The 21441-nt window shown below is 72.2% G+C and carries 23 protein-coding genes and 1 pseudogene; 17 read left to right on the top strand and 7 right to left on the bottom strand.

Annotated elements, in window-relative coordinates; genetic code table 11:
• Positions 1-139 precede the first annotated feature (139 nt).
• Positions 140-1198 carry a tyrosine-type recombinase/integrase gene (locus DFQ13_RS28625; protein ID WP_110082061.1) on the top strand — a complete coding sequence of 353 codons (1059 nt, stop codon included), beginning with the start codon at positions 140-142 and terminating at the stop codon, positions 1196-1198.
• The gene (locus DFQ13_RS28620) at positions 1170-2090 is read left to right on the top strand and encodes a FliA/WhiG family RNA polymerase sigma factor (RefSeq protein WP_084175424.1); all 921 of its coding nucleotides are present in this window, start codon (positions 1170-1172) and stop codon (positions 2088-2090) included. The genes DFQ13_RS28625 and DFQ13_RS28620 overlap by 29 nt, the downstream gene beginning before the upstream one ends.
• Before the next feature lie 60 nt (positions 2091-2150).
• Here DFQ13_RS28620 and DFQ13_RS28615 read toward each other — a convergent pair.
• Positions 2151-2636 (bottom strand): annotated as a pseudogene (locus DFQ13_RS28615) (peptidoglycan DD-metalloendopeptidase family protein); the annotation flags it as partial.
• 363 nt (positions 2637-2999) lie between these two features.
• On the opposite strand from DFQ13_RS28615, the gene rpsB reads away from it, so the two are divergent.
• The 5 genes from rpsB to DFQ13_RS28590 all read left to right on the top strand — a co-directional run bounded on the left by rpsB (position 3000) and on the right by DFQ13_RS28590 (position 7114).
• Positions 3000-3869, top strand: a complete 870-nt coding sequence (gene rpsB, locus DFQ13_RS28610; protein WP_035280831.1) for a 30S ribosomal protein S2 — start codon at positions 3000-3002, stop codon at positions 3867-3869.
• 91 nt (positions 3870-3960) lie between these two features.
• Positions 3961-4776: a translation elongation factor Ts gene (gene tsf / locus DFQ13_RS28605; RefSeq protein WP_035280833.1), complete on the top strand. Its 816-nt coding sequence runs from the start codon at positions 3961-3963 to the stop codon at positions 4774-4776.
• A gap of 80 nt (positions 4777-4856) precedes the next feature.
• A complete protein-coding gene (gene pyrH / locus DFQ13_RS28600) occupies positions 4857-5600 on the top strand; it encodes a UMP kinase (protein ID WP_110082011.1) in 744 nt (247 codons plus the stop codon).
• Positions 5601-5617: 17 nt separating this feature from the next.
• Positions 5618-6175 (top strand): ribosome recycling factor, encoded by a 558-nt coding sequence (frr, locus tag DFQ13_RS28595; protein ID WP_035280835.1) that lies wholly within the window; start codon positions 5618-5620, stop codon positions 6173-6175.
• Positions 6176-6205: 30 nt separating this feature from the next.
• Positions 6206-7114, top strand: coding sequence for a phosphatidate cytidylyltransferase (locus DFQ13_RS28590; RefSeq protein ID WP_084175425.1), 909 nt, complete (start codon positions 6206-6208; stop codon positions 7112-7114).
• A gap of 3 nt (positions 7115-7117) precedes the next feature.
• Here DFQ13_RS28590 and DFQ13_RS28585 read toward each other — a convergent pair whose 3' ends face one another.
• On the bottom strand, positions 7118-8047 hold the full coding sequence (locus DFQ13_RS28585; protein ID WP_233438613.1) for a VOC family protein: 930 nt from the start codon (positions 8045-8047) through the stop codon (positions 7118-7120).
• Here DFQ13_RS28585 and DFQ13_RS28580 point away from each other — a divergent pair.
• Complete coding sequence (locus tag DFQ13_RS28580) at positions 8046-8786, top strand: class I SAM-dependent methyltransferase (protein ID WP_110082010.1); 741 nt, start codon at positions 8046-8048, stop codon at positions 8784-8786. The genes DFQ13_RS28585 and DFQ13_RS28580 overlap by 2 nt on opposite strands.
• Positions 8787-8840: 54 nt before the next feature.
• Here DFQ13_RS28580 and DFQ13_RS28575 read toward each other — a convergent pair whose 3' ends face one another.
• On the bottom strand, positions 8841-9548 hold the full coding sequence (locus DFQ13_RS28575; protein WP_233427507.1) for a PadR family transcriptional regulator: 708 nt from the start codon (positions 9546-9548) through the stop codon (positions 8841-8843).
• A gap of 160 nt (positions 9549-9708) precedes the next feature.
• Here DFQ13_RS28575 and DFQ13_RS28570 point away from each other — a divergent pair, with 160 nt between their 5' ends.
• From DFQ13_RS28570 to DFQ13_RS28560, 3 genes are all read left to right on the top strand, one after another.
• A complete protein-coding gene (locus tag DFQ13_RS28570) occupies positions 9709-10314 on the top strand; it encodes a hypothetical protein (protein WP_146241380.1) in 606 nt (201 codons plus the stop codon).
• Between the two features lie 35 nt (positions 10315-10349).
• On the top strand, positions 10350-11453 hold the full coding sequence (gene rlmN / locus DFQ13_RS28565; protein ID WP_035280842.1) for a 23S rRNA (adenine(2503)-C(2))-methyltransferase RlmN: 1104 nt from the start codon (positions 10350-10352) through the stop codon (positions 11451-11453).
• A 71-nt stretch (positions 11454-11524) separates the two neighbouring features.
• Positions 11525-11875, top strand: coding sequence for a hypothetical protein (locus tag DFQ13_RS28560; RefSeq protein WP_110082008.1), 351 nt, complete (start codon positions 11525-11527; stop codon positions 11873-11875).
• A 46-nt stretch (positions 11876-11921) separates the two neighbouring features.
• Here the strand turns inward: DFQ13_RS28560 and DFQ13_RS28555 are convergent, their stop codons facing one another.
• From DFQ13_RS28555 to DFQ13_RS28545, 3 genes are all read right to left on the bottom strand, one after another.
• Positions 11922-12410, bottom strand: a complete 489-nt coding sequence (locus DFQ13_RS28555; protein ID WP_035280846.1) for a beta-class carbonic anhydrase — start codon at positions 12408-12410, stop codon at positions 11922-11924.
• 130 nt (positions 12411-12540) lie between these two features.
• Positions 12541-12813 (bottom strand): DUF2631 domain-containing protein, encoded by a 273-nt coding sequence (locus DFQ13_RS28550; protein ID WP_110082007.1) that lies wholly within the window; start codon positions 12811-12813, stop codon positions 12541-12543.
• 105 nt (positions 12814-12918) lie between these two features.
• Complete coding sequence (locus DFQ13_RS28545; RefSeq protein WP_035280849.1) at positions 12919-13185, bottom strand: GlsB/YeaQ/YmgE family stress response membrane protein; 267 nt, start codon at positions 13183-13185, stop codon at positions 12919-12921.
• A gap of 199 nt (positions 13186-13384) precedes the next feature.
• Between DFQ13_RS28545 and dxr the strand changes: the two genes are divergently transcribed.
• From dxr to map, 6 genes are all read left to right on the top strand, one after another.
• A complete protein-coding gene (gene dxr, locus DFQ13_RS28540; protein WP_035280850.1) occupies positions 13385-14614 on the top strand; it encodes a 1-deoxy-D-xylulose-5-phosphate reductoisomerase in 1230 nt (409 codons plus the stop codon).
• A 2-nt stretch (positions 14615-14616) separates the two neighbouring features.
• Positions 14617-15837: a M50 family metallopeptidase gene (locus DFQ13_RS28535; protein WP_035280852.1), complete on the top strand. Its 1221-nt coding sequence runs from the start codon at positions 14617-14619 to the stop codon at positions 15835-15837.
• A 48-nt stretch (positions 15838-15885) separates the two neighbouring features.
• Positions 15886-17025 (top strand): flavodoxin-dependent (E)-4-hydroxy-3-methylbut-2-enyl-diphosphate synthase, encoded by a 1140-nt coding sequence (gene ispG / locus DFQ13_RS28530; protein ID WP_035281014.1) that lies wholly within the window; start codon positions 15886-15888, stop codon positions 17023-17025.
• A 98-nt stretch (positions 17026-17123) separates the two neighbouring features.
• On the top strand, positions 17124-17981 hold the full coding sequence (locus DFQ13_RS28525; RefSeq protein WP_035280854.1) for a GNAT family N-acetyltransferase: 858 nt from the start codon (positions 17124-17126) through the stop codon (positions 17979-17981).
• A gap of 36 nt (positions 17982-18017) precedes the next feature.
• A complete protein-coding gene (locus tag DFQ13_RS28520) occupies positions 18018-19820 on the top strand; it encodes a penicillin-binding transpeptidase domain-containing protein (RefSeq protein ID WP_110082059.1) in 1803 nt (600 codons plus the stop codon).
• A 34-nt stretch (positions 19821-19854) separates the two neighbouring features.
• Positions 19855-20712, top strand: a complete 858-nt coding sequence (gene map / locus DFQ13_RS28515) for a type I methionyl aminopeptidase (RefSeq protein WP_035281018.1) — start codon at positions 19855-19857, stop codon at positions 20710-20712.
• Here map and DFQ13_RS28510 read toward each other — a convergent pair.
• Positions 20699-21394, bottom strand: a complete 696-nt coding sequence (locus tag DFQ13_RS28510; protein WP_110082005.1) for a hypothetical protein — start codon at positions 21392-21394, stop codon at positions 20699-20701. The two genes, map and DFQ13_RS28510, sit on opposite strands and share 14 nt — an antisense overlap.
• Between the last annotated feature and the right edge of the window lie 47 nt (positions 21395-21441).

Raw genomic sequence — 21441 nt, 5'->3', positions numbered from 1 at the left:
TGGACAACCGGGCCGTTGTCGATCTCCCGGGGGCCGTTCCCGTCGGTCCTCCGTGCTACGGGCGTGGCGGTGCTTGACGCGCGGGGCGAGGTGGCACAGCGTTGGCGGGGTGGGTGCTCCCGGTCGGTCGCGAGTGGATCTGGGACGGGTTCGGGACGCGCTCCCCGAGCCGGTCCGAGCGGTGTTGGACCAGTACGAACGGCACTTGGCGCTGGAGCGTGGGTTGTCCGCGCACACGGTCCGCGCCTACCTGGGGGACGTGGTGCTCCTGGTGGGGTTCACGCTGGGTGTGCTTGATTCGACTTTTGCGCATACGACACCCCGAATGGGTGATGTTTTATCACCGGTGGATGAGGGAGAAGAGGGGAAAACCGGCCCTGCTGAATCGAGTGACCATGGCCGGCGGCCGGTCCCCGCGGACCTCGGCGGGGTGGGTCTGGACCTGACCGCGCTGCGCGGCTGGCTCGCCGCCCAGCGGGCCGCGGGGGCCGGTCGGACGACGCTGGCGCGGCGGGCGGCGGCGGCCCGGACGTTCACCGCGTGGGCGCACCGGCGGGGGCACCTGGCGGCGGACCCGGGGCTGCGCCTGGTGGCGCCGAAGCGGCACCGGACCCTGCCCGCGGTGCTGCGGCAGGACCAGGCGGAGGGGCTCATGGCGGCCTCCGCGGCGGGCGCGCGGGAACTTGATCCGGTGGCGTTGCGTGATCACGCCCTCGTGGAAGTGCTGTACGCGACCGGTGTGCGGGTGTCGGAGCTGTGCGGGCTCGACGTCGACGACATCGATCTCGGCGACCGGCTGGCCCGGGTGCTGGGCAAGGGGTCGAAGGAGCGGGCGGTGCCCTTCGGCGCCCCCGCCGCCGCGGCGCTCGAGGCCTGGCTGCGCCAGGGGCGTCCGTCCCTGGCGCGGGCGGATTCACCACCGGCACTGTGGTTGGGCGCGCGGGGCGGACGCCTCCACAGCACCGCCGTACGGCGTATCGTGCACCTCGCCGTGGGGGCCGTGGACGGGGCTCCGGACATGGGCCCGCACGGGCTTCGTCACTCTGCGGCAACACACTTGCTCGAAGGAGGCGCCGACCTTCGTAGCGTCCAGGAGCTACTCGGTCACGCTACGCTCGCAACCACGCAGCTCTACACCCACGTGACCGTCGAACGGCTGAAGGCGATCCATGACCGAACCCACCCTCGTTCCGGCTGAGCCGGGGGACGGATCTGGGGCGCCGGGGGCGAATCCGCCCGCGGGCGCGCAGAACCAGGTGAACGGCCATGCCCTCTTCGGGGAAGGCGTGGCGGCCGGTGTCCTCCCCGGGGACAACCGGACGGCAGACGACGTCGAAGCGGGCATCGTCGCGCTCTGGCGGGCCTACGGGCAGCACCGCGACCACGCCCTGCGCGACCGGCTGGTGCTGCACTACGCCCCGCTGGTCAAGTACGTCGCGGGCCGGGTCGGCACCGGCCTGCCCGCGCACGTCGAGGTCTCCGACCTGATCCAGTCCGGCATCTTCGGCCTGGTCGACGCGATCGAGAAGTTCGAGCCCGAGCGCGGCCTCAAGTTCGAGACCTACGCCATGCAGCGCATCCGCGGCGCGATCCTCGACGACCTGCGCGCCCAGGACTGGGTGCCCCGCACCGTGCGCGGTCGGGCCCGCGAGGTCGAGCGCGGCATCGAGCGGCTCGGCGCCAAGCTCCAACGCACCCCGAACGACCACGAGCTGGCGGGCGAGCTCGGCCTCACCGTCGACGAGCTGCACGACGTCTACGCCCAGCTCCAGCTCACCAGCGTGGTCGCGCTCGACGAGCTGGCCGCCGCCGGGCGGGGCGCGAACTCGCTGGCCGACATCCTCGAGGACGAGACCGCCGAGGACCCGGTGGCGCTGCTGGTCGACCAGGACAACCGCCGCGCCCTCGCCGAGGCCATCGGCCTGCTGGTGGAGCGCGACCGGGTGGTGGTGACGCTGTACTACTTCGAGAACCTCACCCTGGCCGAGATCGGCCGCGTCCTCGGCGTCACCGAGTCGCGGGTCTGCCAGTTGCACACCCGGGCCGTGCTGCGCCTGCGCGCCAAGCTCCTGGAGACCGCCGACGTCTGAGCGGGGCACCGGCAGCAGCCGGACCCGGGCGGGCCGGACCAGCAGCAGCGGGTCCAGGTACCCCGCGCCCCGCCGCAGGCCCCAGTGCAGGCACGCCGGTGCCGCCGGGCAGCCGCCGTGGCCCGGCAGCAGGACGCCGAGGGGGTCGCCGAGGCGGACCCGGACCCCGGCGGCGACCGCCGCGCCCACCGGTTCGTAGGTGGTGCGCAGGTCCGGGTCGTGGTCCACCGACACCACCCCGCGCCCGGCGACCTGCCCGGCGAACGCGACCACCCCGGCCCCCGCCGCCAGCACCGCCTGGCCGGGGGTGCCCGGCAGGTCGACGCCGCGGTGGCCGGGGCCGTACGGCGAGGCGGGCGGCTCGAACGGTCGCGCCACCACCGGCGGCGGCGCCAGCGGCCAGCCGAAGCGGGCGGTCGGCGGCCCCGCGCGCGGGGCGGTGCCGGAAGCGGGCGGCACCGCGAACAGCGCCACCACGAACAGCGCCACCAGCAACGCGACGGGCAGCACCGGCAGCAGGGTCCGGGAGCGCGGGTCAGCGGTCATGGGACCAGGCTGGCGGGCGCCGGGCGCGGTGTCAGCCCCCGGCGCGGGCCTGTGGACAACTCGGCGGGTTGGGGACAACCCGGGCTCCGATTCTTCGGCTGACCGTGTCCCGGCGTACACTTCCGAGCGCATCCGGTGGCGACACTGGATGACTTCGCGTGCAGTGCGCTCCGCGGTCGACTCTGAGGCCGCGAACACGGACGTCCGGCGGTCCCGGTGGGTGCTCGATCCGAGCAGCCGGCGGGTCCGGTCGTCCCGCACCGCACCAGGGCGGTGGACCACCGGTCCACGGCGACAACCGAGAACGCGCGACAGGGCCCCTCGGCCCCGTCGTGCCCGGAACGAAGAGGTGCGAACCCGGCCATGGCCGTCGTCACCATGAAGCAGCTGCTGGACTCCGGCGTGCACTTCGGGCACCAGACCCGACGCTGGAACCCGAAGATGAAGCGCTACATCCTCACCGACCGCAACGGTATCTACATCATCGACCTGCGGCAGACGCTGACCTACATCGACCGCGCGTACGAGTTCGTCAAGGAGACGGTCGCCCACGGCGGCCACATCCTGTTCGTCGGCACGAAGAAGCAGGCGCAGGAGGCCATCGCCAACGAGGCGCTCCGCGTCGGCATGCCCTACGTGAACCAGCGCTGGCTGGGCGGCATGCTCACCAACTTCACCACCGTGCACAAGCGCCTCCAGCGCCTCAAGGAGCTGGAGTCGATGGAGCAGACGGGTGGCTTCCAGGGTCTCACCAAGAAGGAGATCCTGATGCTCACCCGTGAGAAGGACAAGCTGGAGCGCACCCTCGGCGGTATCCGCGACATGGCGAAGGTCCCCTCCGCCATCTGGATCGTGGACACCAAGAAGGAGCACATCGCCGTCGGCGAGGCGCGCAAGCTCAACATCCCGATCGTGGCGATCCTCGACACGAACTGCGACCCGGACGAGGTCGACTACCCGATCCCGGGCAACGACGACGCGATCCGCTCCGCCGCGCTGCTGACCAAGGTCGTGGCCGAGGCCGCCGCCGCCGGTCTGATGGCCCGCTCCGGCGCCCGCGGTGGCGGTTCGGACAAGCCGGAAGCCGGTTCCGAGCCGCTGGCCGAGTGGGAGAAGGAGCTGCTCGTCGGCGCCGAGACCGCCGCGGCCGACGGTCAGCAGGCCGTCGCCGCCGTCGACGCCGCGACCCCGGACGCCGCTCCGGCCGAGGCCCCCGCCCCGACCGAGTCCTGATCCCGATGGGGCGGGGGCCCGGCGACGGGCCCCCGCCCCACCAGCACCTCCACGCGCGCAAGTCAGAAATAAGAAGGACGGAAAAGACGCGATGTCGAACTTCACCGCGGCCGACGTCAAGAGGCTCCGGGACCTGACCGGCGCCGGGATGATGGACTGCAAGAAGGCGCTGACCGAGACGGACGGCGACTTCGACAAGGCCATCGAGATCCTGCGCATCAAGGGCGCCAAGGACGTGGGCAAGCGCGCCGAGCGCGCCACCGCCCAGGGCCTGGTCGCCGCAGCCGACGGGGTCATCGTCGAGCTGAACTGCGAGACCGACTTCGTCGCCAAGAACGACGAGTTCATCGAGCTGGCCGACCGGATCGTCGCCGCGGGCAAGACCGCCGGTGCCGCCGACCTCGACTCGCTCAAGGCCGCCCCGCTCGGCGAGGGCACCGTCGAGGAGGCCGTGCAGGCCCTCTCGGCCAAGATCGGCGAGAAGCTGGAGCTGCGCCGCGCGGCCGCCTTCACCGGCACCGTCAGCACCTACCTGCACCGCCGCTCCTCCGACCTGCCGCCCGCCGTGGGCGTGCTGGTCGAGTACACCGGTGGGGGCGAGGAGGCGGCCCGCGCCGCCGCCATGCAGATCGCGGCGATGAAGCCCCGCTTCGTCACCCGCGACGAGGTCCCCGCCGACCTGGTGGCCAGCGAGCGCCGCATCGCCGAGGAGACCGCCCGCGAGGAGGGCAAGCCCGAGGGGGCCCTGCCCAAGATCGTCGAGGGTCGGGTCAACGGCTTCTACAAGGACGTCGTCCTGCTGGAGCAGTCCTCCGTGCTGGACTCGAAGAAGACCGTCAAGGCCGTGCTGGAGGAGGCGGGCGTCACCGTGACCCGCTTCGCCCGGTTCGAGGTCGGCCAGTCCTGACCGAGGGCCACGACGTGACCGACGCTCTGCCCCGCCCCCGGACCCCGAGGGCGGGGCAGAGTCACGAGGAGGGTGTTGACGTGACTGCCAACGACGGCGCGATCCGCGACGGCGGCTTCAAGCGGGTGCTGCTCAAGCTCGGCGGCGAGATGTTCGGCGGGGGCAGCATCGGGGTCGACCCCGACGTGGTCCTCACCGTCGCCCGCCAGATCGCCGACGTGGTGCGCGGCGGGGTGCAGACCTCGATCGTCATCGGCGGCGGCAACTTCTTCCGCGGCGCCGAGCTCAGCCAGCGCGGCATGGACCGCGACCGGGCCGACTACATGGCGATGCTGGGCACCGTGATGAACTGCCTGGCGCTGCAGGACTTCCTGGAGAAGGAAGGCATCGACACCAGGGTGCAGACCGCCATCACCATGGGCCAGGTCGCCGAGCCCTACATCCCGCGCCGGGCCGAGCGGCACCTGGAGAAGGGCCGAGTGGTGATCTTCGGCTGCGGGGTCGGCATGCCCTACTTCTCCACCGACACCGCCGCCGCCCAGCGCGCCCTGGAGATCGGCTGCGAAGCCGTGCTGATGGCCAAGGCCGTCGACGGGGTGTTCGACGCCGACCCCAGGACCACCCCCGGCGCGAAGATGTTCACCGAGATCACCCACCGCGAGGTGCTCGAACGCGACCTCAAGGTCGCCGACGCCACCGCGTTCAGCCTGTGCATGGACAACAACATGCCGATCATCGTGTTCAACCTCCTGACGGAGGGGAACATCGCCCGCGCGGTGCGTGGTGAGAGGATCGGCACGCTGGTCAGTACGCCCACCGCGTGAGTAACGAGGAGCCCCCCTTGATCGACGACACACTCTTCGAAGCCGAGGAGAAGATGGAGTCCACGGTCTCCGTGGCCCAGAACGAGCTGGCCTCGATCCGGACCGGCCGGGCGAACCCGAACATGTTCTCCCGGATCGTGGTGGAGTACTACGGCGCGATGACCCCGCTCAACCAGCTCGCGAGCATCGCGATCCCCGAGGCCAGGATGGCCGTGGTCAAGCCGTTCGACGCCAGCCAGCTCGGGCCGATCGAGAAGGCCATCCGCGACTCCGACCTGGGCGTGAACCCGTCCAACGACGGCACGATCATCCGGATCGTGATCCCGCAGCTCTCCGAGGAGCGCCGCCGGGACATGGTCAAGATCGCCCGCGGCAAGGGCGAGGATGCCAAGGTCTCCATCCGCGGCGTGCGGCGCAAGGCCAAGGACGAGCTCGACCGCCTGGTCAAGGACGGCGAGTCCGGTGAGGACGACGTCACCAGGGCCGAGAAGGAACTGCAGAACCTCACCGACAAGTACGTCGCGCAGATCGACGAGATCGTCAAGCGCAAGGAAGCCGACCTCCTCGAGGTCTGACCCCCTCGGGGGTGCGGAGGGGAGAGCGCGATGGCCGGACCGGTGGGAGAGCTGGAGCATGGATCACTCGAAGAGGTCGCGGGGGGTGTCCCGGTGACCTCGACGGCCGCCGAGGGGGCGCCGAAGGCCTCGCGGGCGGGGCGCAACCTGCCCGCCGCGATCGGGGTCGGGGTGACGCTCGGGGCGGTGGTGCTGCTCTCGCTGTTCCTGGTCCGGCACGTGTTCATCGGCGTGGTGGCGCTCGCCGTCGCCGTGTCGACCTGGGAGCTGGCGGGCGCGCTCAAGCGCGGCGCGGGCATCGCCGTGCCGCTGTGGCCGGTGCTGCTGGGCGGCCAGGCGATGGTGTGGCTGGCCTGGCCGTTCGGGCGGGCCGGGGTGTTCGCCGCGTTCGCCGTCACCGTCCTGGTGTGCCTGCTGTGGCGGTTGCGCGGCGGCGTCGACGGCTACCTGCGCGACACCAGCGCGGCGGTGTTCGCGCTGGCGTACGTGCCCCTGTTCGCCTCGTTCGCGGCGATGCTCGTGCTGCCCGACGACGGCATCTACCGGGTGGTGTGCTTCCTCATCCTGGTGGTCAGCTCCGACACCGGCGGCTACATCGCGGGCGTGCTGTTCGGCAGGCACCCGATGGCCCCGGTGATCAGCCCGAAGAAGTCCTGGGAGGGCTTCGCCGGGTCCATGGTCGCCGGGATCGCCGCGGGCGCGCTGACGGTGACGCTGCTGCTCGACGGGCAGTGGTGGCAGGGCGTGCTGTTCGGCATGGCGCTGGTCCCCACCGCGACGCTGGGCGACCTGGTGGAGTCGGTGATCAAGCGCGACCTGGGCGTGAAGGACATGGGCACGCTGCTGCCCGGTCACGGCGGCCTGATGGACCGGATGGACTCCCTGCTGCCCTCGGCCGTGGTGTCCTGGCTGCTGCTCGGCCTCTTCGTACCCGCCTGACCCTCAGTCGTCGTAGTCCACCGGGGCGCCGATCTCGTCCTCGACCACGACCGGCAGCGCGTCGGTGCGGTCGAGCACGGTGAACTCCGCGCCCGTGGTGTCGGCGAGCACGGCGGCCCGGCCGAACGGGGAGTCGAACGGCGGCACCACGACCCGGCCGCCGAGCTGCTGGGCCCGGCTCGCCACCCGGTCGGTGCCCGAGAGCGGGTCGACCTCGAAGAAGACCATCCAGTGCGGCTCCTGCTCCGGCGGGAACTCCGACCCCATCCGCAGCCTGCCGAGCACCTCCTCGCCGCGCACGACCCAGCTCGTGTAGTCGAAGGCCTGCCCGTCGCCCATCTGGACGACCTCGTAGTCGAACAGGGCGCTGTAGAACGCGTCCGCCGCCGCCCCGTCCCAGGTGTTCAGCTCGGCCCAGGTGAACGCGCCGGGGAACCCGGTGCCCAGCCGCAGGTCGCGGTCCCGGCGCCAGAAGCCGATGGCGGCCCCGCTGGGGTCGGCGGCCACCAGCAGCCCGCCCTGGCCGGGGACCTCGGTCGGTTCGCTGAGCACCGCGCCGCCGAGCTGCACGACCCGCTCGGCGGTGTTCGCGGTGTCGCCGACGGACAGGTACAGCGTCCACCGGTTCGGCTGCTCGCCCAGCGGCACGTGCAGGCCCGCCACCGGCACGTCGTCGACGTAGGCCATGACGTAGCCGTCCTCGCCCACGCGGAACGCCCAGCCGAACAGGCCCGCGTAGAACTCCGACGCCGTGCGCGGGTCCGGGGTGGCCAGTTCCACCCAGCAGGGCTTGCCGGGCATACCGTCCGGGATCTCTTCGAGCGCGCTGATCGCGTCCATCGACATGATGACGACCTCCTGGCCGCCGACGTTAACCCGATCGAGTGGTCTAGTCAGCCGCCGAAAGCACGCGGTGTGCTTTGCTGTCGCCATGGGGTTGATGTCACGCATCGTCACGTCGCTGCGGGCGGGGTCGGTGCTGCCCAGCCCCAACATCTGGCACTGGCCGGACCTCTACGAGGCCGAGAACCGCGCCCAGGACGTCGACGGTTCGATTTGGTCACTCCTGGACAGCCTGTGCCCGTGGAATGGTGACGTTCTCGACATCGGCTGCGGTGACGGTTTCCACCTGCCCAGGTTCGCCGAACGCGCACGCAGCGTGCTGGGCGTGGAGCCGCACCCCCCGCTCGTGGAGCGGGCGGTGACCAGGATCGCGGGCCGGACCGGCGTCGCCGCCGTCCTGGGGTCCGCCCAGGACCTGCCGGTCGCCGACGGGTCCTTCGACGTCGCGCACGCGCGCACGGCGTACTTCTTCGGCCCGGGCTGCGAGCAGGGCCTGCGCGAGGCGGACCGGGCACTGCGCCCCGGCGGCACCCTGGTCATCGTCGACCTGGACGGCCTGTACGCCCCGTACGGGCGCTGGCTGCGCGCGGACCTGCCCACCTACGACCCGGTCGAGGTCGACCGCTTCTTCGAGATCGAGGGGTTCACCCGCTACCGCGTGAGCACGACGTGGCGCTTCGCGGACCGCAAGACCCTGGAGGCGGTGCTGCGCATCGAGTTCTCCCAGCCGGTCGCCGCCCGGGCCATCGCCGAGACCCCCGGCCTGGAGATCCCGGTCGGCTACCGGGTCCTGACCCGCCGCAAGCCCACCGGTCTCATCCTCCGCTGAGCCCTCCGGCAGCGGGGTCCGGCGGTCACCCGCCGGACCCCGCGGACCCGGTGATCACTCCGCGGTCGGGGTCGAATCGGACTCGCCGAGGAGGGCGTAGAGGTCTCGGCGGGCGTTGTCGAGGATCTCGACCGCGCGGGACTTCTGCTCCGCCGAGGCGGCCTGCGCCACGGCTTGCGCCGCGCCCATGATCTGGCCCAGGGAGTTGCGCAGGGTGTGCTCGACGGGGTCGACGCCCTGGTTGACCTGCTCCCACGGCGGGGTGTCGCCGAGCCTGGCCGCGGCGGCGGCGCCCTCCTCGGTCAACTCGAACAGGCGCTTGCCGCCCTCGCTGTCGACGCCGCGGACGAGGCCTTCGTCGGCGAGCAGTTGCAGGGTGGGGTAGACGGAGCCGGGGCTGGGCTTCCAGTAGCCGCCGCTGCGGGCGGCGATCTCCTGGATCATCTCGTAGCCGTGCATCGGCCGTTCGGTCAGCAGCGCCAGCAGGGCGGCGCGCACGTCGCCCCGGCCGCGCCGGTGCCCGCCCCGGCTGCCGGGGAACGGGCCGCCGCGCCCGTCTCGGCCGCCGGGAAATGGGCCACCGCGCCCGTCCCGGCCGCCGTGCCCGCCGAAGGGCGGGAAGGGGGCACCGGGCGGGAACGGGGGGAAGGGCGGCGGGGTCATCTCGGCCTCCGGGTCGAAGTGGGGGCCGTGGCCCGCGAAGGGGTGGCCGTGGTGGTCGTGTCGGCGCCAGGGTCCGCGCCGGTGGTCGGTGGTTCGCATTGTTCACTCCTGGGTTCTGGCTGTGTGTTGTGGTTGTCGCCAGCGGTAGCTCGCGATAGGTCAACGATATATCGGAAGCTATCGTGATGCAACGATGAGTATCGGTGACCGCTGTCATACTCGGGGGAACCCCGCTCGGGGCGGACGCGTCGGAGGCGGCATGAGGGTGGGAATGGCGGCGGTGCTCTGCGCCGCGCTGCTGGCCGCAGGCTGCGCCCGGCCGACCTCGGGGACCGCGGTCGCGGTGCGGGAGGCCGACCCGACGGCCACCACGTCGGCCCCGCCCGAGGCCGACCCGGACGACGTGCGCTGGATGGAGAAGTTCTGCGGCACCGGCAAGCTGCTGGTCACCGCCGCGGAGACCACCCAGCAGCCGACGAGCTCCAGCGACCCCGCCGTGCTCAAGAAGCAGTTCCTCGACACGACCGGCAGGTTCATCGGCGTGCTCGACGCGGCGCTGGCCGACTACCGCTCGCTGGTGCCCTCGCCCGCCCCGGAAATCGACCCCAACCTCGGCAAGCTCATCGACGGCCTGGCCCAGGGCCGCAGCGCCGTGGCCACCGCCCGCGACGAGGTGACCGCAGCGGAGCCGCTGACCCCCGAGGTGTACGGCTCCGCCATCGACCGCTTCGGCACCGGCCTGCGCGGCTTCGAAGCCGCGCTCACCGCCGTGGACAACATCGACCTGCCGGACCGGCTCAGGGACGCGGCCGCCGCCACCGAGAACTGCGAGCAAGGCGGGACGGCCCCTCCCACGACCCGGTGAGAGCACACCCGCGGGCGTGGGAGAATGGACTGGTTATGACCTCACTCCCGCTCGTCTTCGACGCCCCCAAGCGCGGCCTGCCGCCGCGCCACCTCGCCGACCTGTCCACCGAGCAGCGGCGCGACGCGGTCACCGACCTGGGGGAGAAGGCGTTCCGGGCGAACCAGCTCTCCACCCACTACTTCGCCAGGCTCACCGCCGACCGCGACGCGATGACCGACATCCCGGCCGCCAGCCGCGACCGGCTCGCCGACGAGCTGCTGCCCCCGCTGCTCAGCGTCGTCCGGCACGTGGCCTGCGACGACAACACCACCCGCAAGACGCTGTGGCGCGCGCACGACGGCACGCTGGTCGAGAGCGTCCTCATGCGCTACCCGGACCGGGTGACGCTGTGCGTGTCCAGCCAGGCCGGGTGCGGCATGGCCTGCCCGTTCTGCGCCACCGGCCAGGGCGGCCTGCAGCGCAACCTGTCCACGGCCGAGATCGTCGACCAGGTCCGCGCCGCCGCGGCCGCGATGCGCGACGGCGAACTGGGCGAACCGGGTCGGCTGTCGAACATCGTGTTCATGGGCATGGGCGAACCGCTGGCCAACTACCGCCGGGTCATCGACGCCGTGCACCGCATCTGCGACCCCGCGCCCGCGGGCCTGGGCATCTCCCAGCGCTCGGTCACCGTCTCCACGGTCGGCCTGGTCCCGGCCATCCGCAAGCTCGCCGAGGAGGGCCTCAGCGTCCGCCTCGCCGTCTCCCTGCACACCCCGGACGACGAGCTGCGCGACACCCTGGTCCCGGTCAACACCCGCTGGAAGGTCGCCGAGGTCCTCGACGCCGCCCGCCTCTACGCCGACCGCACCGGCCGCCGCGTGTCCATCGAGTACGCCCTCATCCGCGACGTGAACGACCAGCCGTGGCGCGCCGACCTGCTGGGCAGGCTGCTGCACAAGCACCTCGGCCCGCTGGCGCACGTCAACGTCATCCCGCTCAACCCGACCCCGGGCAGCAAGTGGGACGCCAGCCCCAAGCCGGTCGAGCGCGAGTTCGTCCGCCGGGTCAACGCCCAGGGCGTGTCCTGCACGGTCCGCGACACCCGCGGCCAGGAGATCGCCGCCGCCTGCGGCCAGCTCGCCGCCGAGGGCTGAGTAACGCCTCAGCGGGTGGGTGCGACGCTGGGGGAGTGCTGATCGAGTCGGGGTTTCGGACATCGCCGGGTGTGTCCCGGCACCTGGTCGCGGCCGTGGTCGGGGCGGTGCGGGGCGCGGGGCGGTTGCGCGACCGCGGGCCCCGGGCCATGGCGAGCGTGCGGACCGACACCGGGACGGCGGCGGTCGTGGCCGACGCGGGCGGTGGGGTCCTGGCCGCGTTCCTGGTCGGGGGCCGGTGGTCGGCGTGGGTGGACCTGGAGCTGCCCGGTCGGGCCCGGGACGTGTCGGTGGCGAGCCCGGAGGGGGACGTCGTCGACTACTACGCGGTGGCCGACGACGGGGTGTTGTGGAGCAGGCGGCGGGAGCGCGGGGCGCTCGGGCCGTGGCGGGCTGACCGGGGCGGCTCACCGCGGCACTGACGGTGAGCCGCAGCCGCAGGCGGGGCCCTGGTGGTCCCGACCGGGGTCAGGAGACCTCGTTGAGCTTGCCCGTCGCCACGTCGAAGACGAAGCCGCGGACCTGGTCGGTGTGCGGGACGAACGGGCTGGCCTTGATCCGGGCGACGGACTGGCGGACGTCGCCTTCGAGGTCGCCGAACGCCTCCGCCGACCAGGTGGGGCGCACGCCCGTGTCCTCCTGGATGCTGTCGCGGAAGTCCTGGTCGGTGAAGGTGAGCATCCCGCAGTCGGTGTGGTGGATGAGGATGATCTCCCGGGTGCCCAGCAGCCGCTGGCTGATGGCCAGCGAGCGGATCTCGTCCTCGGTGACCACGCCGCCCGCGTTGCGGATCACGTGCGCCTCGCCCTCGGCGAGGCCGAGCGCGCCGTAGACGTTGAGCCGGGCGTCCATGCAGGCCAGCACGGCGACGCCCTTGGCGGGCGGCAGCGGCAGCGGCCCGGAGAAGGACGCGGCGTAGGTGGCGTTGTTGGCGAGCAGTTCGTCCGTGACGGACATGGGGTGCCTTCCTGTCGTTGCGGTGACAGGTCAGACACAACTGCGCTCATGCGCATGTGGCAACGGGTGCCCAGCACGTGGTCGGGCGCCCCCGCCCGGTGGCCGGGTCGGGGGTGCTGCGGTACAAGCCTCAGCGGCGCCAGGCGGTGCGGCTCTTGTGGATCTTCCAGCCGATGCCCGCGAGGATCAGCACGCCGGTGCCGATCAGCCAGATGTCCTCGGTGTGCGACTCGTGGTTGCCGATCAGCATGGCGAACATGGCCAGGCCGACGAACACCCCCGCGATCAGGGTGCCCTTGGGGAAACCGCCGTGCCAGCCCCACGCGGCGGACGGCTCGTCCACCGGGCTCACCATGTTCGCGGCCTCGGTCGACTTCCGCTTCTCCAGCCCAGTGCCCGCCACGTCACCCTCCAACGATGAACTGTCGTCCTGCACCGCAATCGTCCCACACCGGGACGCGCCGAGGGCGCCACGGTGTCCGTGGCGCCCTCGGGTGTGACAGGGGTCTTACGCGCGTGCCCGGTTCCCGGTGACCAGGCGGTAGATGCCCAGCAGGATGATCGAGCCGAGAATGGCGAGCAGCCAGGTGCGGATCGAGAAGAAGGTGGAGAGCCCACCACCGAAGATCGCATTCCCGATGAACCCGCCGATAATGGCGCCGACAACGCCGAGGATCATCGTGATGATGATGCCACCCGGGTCCTTACCAGGCATGATGGCCTTGGCGATGAGACCGGCCAGCAAACCGAGAACAATCCAGCCGATGATGCCCATCGAAGCTCCTTCCTCATGACCTCGGGCGTTCTCGCCGAAGTCTTTCCGTGCTGACGGTGAGATGCCCATATCCCGTTCGGTCTAAGCGCGGATCGGGAACTTTTTTCGGGGTTGCGCCGAACGGTCGTATCCCGGGGCGCGCACGGGGGCACCCTGGTCGCGGACCGTGTGTGCGGGGACAGGCCGGGCGTCGGGAACAATGACCGGGATGACACTTCCCCCCGCGCGCGGTGACGACGACCCGCGCTCCGTGCTGCTCCTGGGCTCGACCGGGTCCATCGGCACCCAGGCGCTCGACGTGGTCGCGGCCAACCCCGACCGGTTCACCGTCGCGGGCCTGGCCGCCGGTGGTTCCGACCCGGCGCTGCTCGCCGAGCAGGCGGTCCGCCACCGCGTCCCCGCCGTCGCGGTCCCCGACCCGGGCGCGGCCGAGCAGGTGCGCGACCTGCTCCGACCGCACGGCGTCCGGGTGCACGCGGGCCCGGACGCGCTGCTGGAGCTGATCGGCGCCGAGCCCGCGGACGTGGTGCTCAACGGCGTCACCGGCTCCCGCGGCCTGGCCCCCACGCTGGCGGCGCTGGCCACCGGCGCCCGGCTGGCCCTGGCGAACAAGGAGTCGCTGATCGCGGGCGGCTCCCTGGTGCTGGCCGCGGCCGAGCCCGGGCAGCTCATCCCGGTCGACTCCGAGCACTCGGCGATGGCGCAGGCGCTGCGCGGCGGCCGGGCCGAGGAGGTCGACCGGCTCGTGCTCACCGCATCCGGCGGGCCGTTCCGCGGGCGCAAGCGCGCCGAGCTGGCCGGGGTCACCGCCGAGCAGGCGCTGGCGCACCCGACCTGGGCGATGGGCCCGGTCATCACGGTCAACTCGGCGACCCTGGTCAACAAGGCGCTGGAGCTGATCGAGGCGCACCTGCTGTTCGGGGTGCCCTACGACCGGATCGACGTGGTCGTGCACCCGCAGTCGATCGTGCACTCCATGGTCACCTTCACCGACGGCTCCACGCTGGCGCAGGCCAGCCCGCCGGACATGCGGCTGCCGATCGCCCTGGCGCTGGCCTGGCCGGACCGGGTGCCCGGGGCGGCCAGGGCCTGCGACTGGTCCACCGCGAGCGAGTGGACCTTCGAGCCGCTCGACGACGAGACCTTCCCGGCGGTGCGGATCGCCCGCGAGATCGGGACCGCGGGCGGGTGCCTGCCCGCGGTGTTCAACGCGGCGAACGAGGAGGCCGTGGCCGCCTTCCTGCGAGGCGACACCACCTTCACAGTAATTGTGGACACTGTGTCGAGGGTTCTCGACGACGCCAGCGCCTGGACGAGCGCGCCGCGCGACGTGGACGAGGTGCTCGCCGCCGAGCACTGGGCCCGTGTCCGGGCGCGCGAACTGCTCGCCGCGATAGCCGGCCCGGTCTCCGGGCAGGGAGGGAACTGACCGTGGTGGTTTGGCTGCTGGGGCTGGTGCTGTTCGCGCTGGGCATCGGGCTGTCGGTGGCGCTGCACGAGGCGGGTCACATGCTGACCGCCAAGGCCTTCGGCATGAAGGTGCGCCGGTACTTCATCGGATTCGGCCCGAAGGTGTTCTCTTTCCGCCGGGGGGAGACCGAGTACGGCTTGAAGATCATCCCCGGTGGTGGTTTCTGTGACATCGCGGGCATGACGGCGCTCGACCCGGTGACACCCGAAGAGGCGCCCCGGGCGATGTGGCGCTACTCCACGTGGAAGCGCGTGGTGGTGATGTCCGCGGGTTCGCTGACGCACTTCGTCCTGGGCTTCATCATCTTGTACTTGATGGCCGTCACCATGGGTCTGCCCAACACCGACCTGCGACCGATCGTCGGCGCCACGGCGTGCGCCGTGCCGACTCAGGACCGGGTCGAGTTGACGCTGCCCGAGTGCGGTCCGAACGACCCCTCGCCCGCCGCGGCCGCGGGCATCCAGGAGGGTGACGAGATCGTCGCCGTCAACGGCGAGACCGTCTCCACTTGGAAGGACATGGTCGCCAAGGTGCGCGGCCTGAGCGGCCCGAACCGGTTCGACGTCGTCCGCGACGGCGAGCGGCGTACCGTGACGATGGACGTGGCCACCGTCCAGCGGGCCCAGGTGGAAGCGACCAAGGGCAGCCAAGACAACAGGTTGGAACGCGTCGGTGCCGTCGGCATCTCGCTCAGCGACAGCGTCCCCTACAGCGGGGGTGCCGCCCTGGGGGGGACGCTGGTGTTCACCGGGGACATGTTCGCCAAGACCTGGGAAGGTCTGATGAACTTCCCGAAGAAGATCCCCGCGGTCGTGCGGGCCATCGGCGGCGAGGACGACCCGGAGCGGCCGGTCAGCGTGGTCGGTGCCAGCGTCATCGGCGCCGACGCCGCCGAGCAGGGCATCTGGTCGATCTTCGTGCTGATGCTCGCGGCGCTGAACTTCTTCGTCGGCGTGTTCAACCTGCTGCCGCTGCTGCCGCTCGACGGCGGGCACATCGCGGTGGTGCTCTACGAGCGGGTGCGCGACGCCCTGCGCAAGCTGCGCGGCAAGGCGCCGGGCGGCCCGGTCGACTACAACAAGCTCGCGGGGGTCACCATGGTCTTCGTCATCCTCGGCGGCGCGGTCGTGCTGCTGACGGTGACCGCCGACGTGATCAACCCGATCCGACTACCCCAGTAGCTGTTCGCAGAGAGGTCAGAAGAGACGATGTCCGACGTGATGCTCGGCATGCCGCCCATGCCGCCCCCGGTGTTGTCGGAGCGCCGCAAGACCCGGCAGTTGCAGGTGGGGTCGGTGGGCGTGGGCAGCGAGCACCCGATCTCGGTGCAGTCGATGACCACCACCCTGACCTCGGACGTCAACGCGACGTTGCAGCAGATCGCCGAGCTGACCGCCGCCGGGTGCGACATCGTCCGGGTCGCCTGCCCGTCGCAGGACGACGCGGCGGCCCTGCCCGCGATCGCGGCCAAGTCGCAGATCCCGGTCATCGCCGACATCCACTTCCAGCCCAAGTACGTCTTCGCCGCGATCGAGGCCGGGTGCGCGGCGGTCCGGGTCAACCCGGGCAACATCCGCAAGTTCGACGACCAGGTCAAGGAGATCGCGCAGGCGGCCAAGGACCACGGCACCCCGATCCGCATCGGCGTCAACGCCGGGTCCCTGGACCCCCGCCTGCTGCAGAAGCACGGCAAGGCCACCCCGGAGGCCCTGGCCGAGTCGGCGCTGTGGGAGGCGTCGCTGTTCGCCGAGCACGACTTCCACGACCTCAAGATCTCGGTCAAGCACAACGACCCGGTCGTGATGATCCGGGCCTACGAGCTGCTGGCCGAGCAGTGCGACTACCCGCTGCACCTCGGCGTGACCGAGGCGGGCCCGGCGTTCCAGGGCACGATCAAGTCGGCGGTGGCCTTCGGCGCGCTGCTGCGCCAGGGCATCGGCGACACCATCCGGGTCTCGCTGTCCGCGCCGCCGGTCGAAGAGGTCAAGGTCGGCATCCAGATCCTGCAATCGCTCAACCTCAAGCAGCGCAAACTGGAGATCGTGTCGTGCCCGTCCTGCGGGCGGGCCCAGGTCGACGTCTACACCCTCGCCGAGCAGGTCACCGCCGGGCTGGAGGGCCTGGAGGTCCCGCTGCGCGTCGCGGTCATGGGCTGCGTCGTCAACGGCCCCGGCGAGGCCCGCGAGGCCGACCTCGGCGTCGCCTCGGGCAACGGCAAGGGCCAGATCTTCGTGCGCGGCGAGGTCATCAAGACCGTGCCGGAGGCCCAGATCGTGGAGACGCTGATCGAAGAGGCCATGCGCATCGCCGAGGAGATGGGCGAACCGGTCGACGGCGAGACCGGCGCACCGGTCGTCAGCGTCGGCTAGCCCGCCGAAGCCCCGGTTCGGGCACCGGTGACGGGGCTCGGCCGGGGTTGGGTGATCCTCGGATTTCGGACCCGGGGATTGTCTGGCAGTCTTGAGGGGTGTTGCGGCTGGCAGGAGCGAGGCTGCTCGACGAACGGGATGACCAGGCGGTGCGCGCCGTGCTGACCGCCGATCCCGTGGCGTCCTGCATGGTCGCGTCGCGGGTGGAATCGGTCGGGTTGGACCCGTGGCGGCTCGGTGGCGAGGTGTGGGGGTGCGACCCGCGCGGGCTGCGCGGGGGTGGGCGGCTCGACGCGCTGTGCTTCGCCGGGCCGAACCTGATCCCGTTGCGGGGCAAGCGGTCGGCGCTGCGGGCGTTCGCCGACCGGGCGGTGCGCAGGCGGCGGATGTGCTCGTCGATGGTCGGACCCGCCGAGCAGGTCCTGGGGCTGTGGGCGGAGTTGGAGAACGACTGGGGCCCGGCCCGCGAGGTGCGGGCGGACCAGCCGCTGATGGCCATCTCCGAGCCGCCGCGGGTCGCGCCCGACCCGCTGGTGCGGCCGGTGCGGCCGGAGGAGCTGGAGCGGTACCTGCCCGCGGCGATCGCCATGTTCATCGAGGAGGTCGGCATCGACCCCCGGGTCGGTGACGGCGGGGCGGGCTACCGGGCCCGGGTCGCCGAGCTGATCGCGGCCGGGCGGGCGTTCGCCAGGTTCGACGGCCGCGACGTGGTGTTCAAGGCCGAGATCGGGGCGCTGTCCGGTGCCGTCGGGCAGATCCAGGGCGTGTGGGTGCACCCCGACCGGCGCGGTGAGGGGCTGGCCGGTGGCGGGACCGCCGCGGTGGTCAACCGGCTGGTCACGACCATGGGGCGCACCGCCAGCCTCTACGTCAACGCCTACAACACCCCGGCCCGCGCCGTCTACGACCGGGTCGGGTTCACCCAGGTCGGGCAGTACGCCACGGTGCTGTTCTGACCCGACCCTGACGTGGGTGCGGGCATACTCGTCGCCGTGCGCGCCTCCCTCCGCCGTCCCGCGGCCCTGCTCACCGCCCTGCTCGTCGCCCTGCCGCTGTCCGCGTGCGGGGTGTTCGGTTCCGAGACCGGCCCGGAGCAGGCCGCCCAGCAATTCCTGGCCGCCTTCGCCGGGGGTGACTCGGCGACGGCCTCGGAGCAGACCGACTCGCCGGAGTCGGCGCGGGCGCTGATGGACAAGGTGCGGACCGCGCTCAAGCCCTCGACCGTGATCGCCAGGGTGGGCAAGGTCGACACCGGCCAGGGCACGGCCAGGGCCGCCTTCGAGATCACCTGGGACCTCGGCCGCAACCGGCGGTGGACCTACGACAGCTCCTTCGAGCTCATCGGCGGCGACGACGCGTGGAAGGTCCGGTGGGCGCCGACGGTGCTGCACCCGGAGTTGGGCGCGCAGCAGAGCCTCGCCGTGGAGGACTCCGAGGCGACCCTGGCGCCGGTGCTCGACCGCGACGGCACCCCGGTGCTGAACCCGGAGCGGGTCGTCTCGGTGCTGTTCGACCAGGCCGAGGCGGGGGACGCGAACGCCATCGCGGGCCAGCTCGCGCAGGCGCTGTCCGGGATCGACCCGACGATCACCGCGCAGAGCATCCTCGACGGCGCCAAGGCGGCGGGGGCGGGCGGCTACCAGGTGGTGGCGCTGCGCGACGCCGACTACCAGAAGGTCAAGTCGCTCATCTACGACCTGCCCGGCGTCCGCTTCCCGGCCGAGTCGCGGCTGCTGCCCGCCGACCGCGCCCTGGCGCCCACCCTGATGCCCGCCGTCCGCAAGGTGATCGAGGACCAGGTGCAGGGCAAGGCCGGGTGGCGGGTCTACACCGTCGACAGCGCGGGCAACGAGAGCCAGGTGCTGCACGACAAGCCCGCCGAGCCCGCCAAGGCGGTCAGCCTGGCGCTGAGCACCCGGGTGCAGCAGGCCGCGCAGGCCGCGATCGCGGGCGAGGCCACCCCGTCGATGCTCGTGGCCATCCAGCCCTCCACCGGCGACCTGCTCGCCGTGGCGCAGAACGCCCCGGCCGACGCGGCGGGCCAGCTCGCGCTCACCGGCCGCTACCCGCCGGGCTCCACCTTCAAGATCGTCACCGCCGCGCAGGCCATCGCGGCGGGCACGGTCACCGGTGAGACGCCCCTGGGCTGCCCGCCCGCGATCGTGGTCAACGGCCGGGAGATCCCCAACAGCGGCAGGTTCGACAAGGGCGTCGTTCCGCTGCGCAGCGCCTTCGCCTTCTCCTGCAACACCACCTTCGCCGACCTGGCCACCAGGATGGGCGCGGGCGACCTGACCGCCATGGCGAAGAAGCTGGGCCTGGGCCTGGACTACGTGGTGCCCGGGATCACCACCATCACCGGTTCCGTGCCCGCCGCCTCGGACGTCAACGAGCGCGCCGAGGACGGCTTCGGCCAGGGCAAGGTCGTGGCCAGCCCGTTCGGCATGGCGGTGGTCACCGCCACCGTGGCGTCCGGTTCGGTGCCCAAGCCGGTGCTGGTGCGCGGGGCCGAGACCCAGGTCGACGAGCAGCAGGAGCCGCTGCCCGCCGCCGTGCTGGAGCAGGTGCGCGGCATGATGCGCGAGGTCGTGGCGGGCGGCACCGCGGGCGCGCTGGCCCCCTACGGCGACGTGCGCGGCAAGACCGGCACCGCCCAGTTCGGCGACGGCACGCGCTCGCACGGCTGGTTCGTCGGCTACCGCGGCGACCTGGCGTTCGCCGTGCTGCTCACCGACGTCGGCCAGTCCGGCACCGCGGTCGCCGCGACCGGCCGGTTCCTCGCCGCCGTCGGGTGACACCCCGATCGGGGGTGGTCGTAATGTGGTGACCATGTCCGTGCGTACCCCGTTGAGCCCAGGAGTGCAGGCCCCGCGCCGTGCCGTGCCGTCGTCGATTGTGCGGCCGGAGTACGTGGACAAGCCCGCGCCGCGCAAGAACACCGACCCGCACGTGCAGCCGCCCGAGGTCGTCGAGGCGATGCGGGTGGCCGGGCGGATCGCCGCGCGGGCCCTGCGGGCCGGTGGCGAGGCGGTCAAGCCGGGGGCGACCACCGACGACATCGACGCGGTGGTGCACGAGTTCCTGCTCGACCACCACGCCTACCCCTCGACCCTGGGCTACCGGCGCTTCCCCAAGTCCTGCTGCGTCTCGCTCAACGAGGTCATCTGCCACGGCATCCCGGACTCGACGGTGATCGAGGACGGCGACATCGTCAACATCGACGTCACCGCGTTCATCGGCGGCGTGCACGGCGACACGAACGCCACCTTCCTCGCGGGCGAGGTCGCCGAGGAGAACCGGCTGCTGGTGGAGCGCACGCACGAGGCCACCATGCGCGCGATCAAGGCGGTCCGGCCCGGCCGCCAGCTCAACGTGGTCGGCCGGGTGATCGAGGCCTACGCCCGCCGCTTCGGCTACGGCGTGGTCCGCGACTTCACCGGCCACGGCATCGGCCGCTCGTTCCACAGCGGCCTGGTCGTCCTGCACTACGAGGACACCAACGTGCGCACCGAGATCGAGCCGGGCATGACCTTCACCATCGAGCCGATGATCACCCTCGGCGGCATCGAGTGGGACATGTGGGACGACAACTGGACCGTCACCACCAAGGACAAGAGCTGGACCGCCCAGTTCGAGCACACGGTCCTGGTCACCGACTCCGGCGCGGAGATCCTCACCCTGCCGTGACCGGGTCGATCCCGAGGTCGGCGAGCACCTCCAGCACGGCGTGCGCGACCGGCCCCGGTGTGGTCGCGCACGCCAGGTGGTGCAGGTCCAGGTCCCGGGTCGGCCACCCGTTCGCCCGCGCCTCGACCAGGTCGGCCGGGTGCGACAGGCCGACGTACCCGGTCGGACCGGTCCACGGCACGCTCGGCCGGGCCTCCTTGAGGTAGGCGTGCGGCACCTCGGGCAGCTCGTCGACGATCGCCGCCCGCAGGCCCGGCTCGGCCACCAACCCGGCCGCGCCCTCGCCCCACCGGCCCTCGTCGGCGCGCATCGCCGCGTACCGGGCGGGGTCCAGCTCGCGCAGGCTCAGCCCCGGCGTGGGCAGCTCGGCGTCGAGGTAGACCAGCGCGGCCACGTCCAGCCCCCCGGCGTCGGCCAGCTCGTCGGCGAACGCGGGCAGCAGCGGCCCGGCCCCGCCGTGCCCGACCAGGGCCAGCGGCCCGGCCAGCCCGGCGTCGGACACCGCGTCGGCGAACGCCCCGATCAGCCGCTGGTGCACCGGCGGCGCCACCACGCTGGGCAGCAGGTCCAGCAGGAACGCGGGGTGGCCGGACCCGGCGAGTGCGTCCGCGAGCGGGCGCAGGGTCGCCGGACCCAGGTAGGGGCTGTGCACCAGGACGGCGGTGACCGATGCGGCGGGCATGACCGGGATGATGGCAGCCGGGTACGACGAGCGGGGAGGCAACGCGC

This window comes from Actinokineospora spheciospongiae, from assembly GCF_003182415.1.
Lineage (GTDB): Bacteria > Actinomycetota > Actinomycetes > Mycobacteriales > Pseudonocardiaceae > Actinokineospora > Actinokineospora spheciospongiae.
The sequence above is the reverse complement of the archived record's forward strand: the minus strand, read 5'-3'. Positions and strand labels throughout refer to the sequence as shown.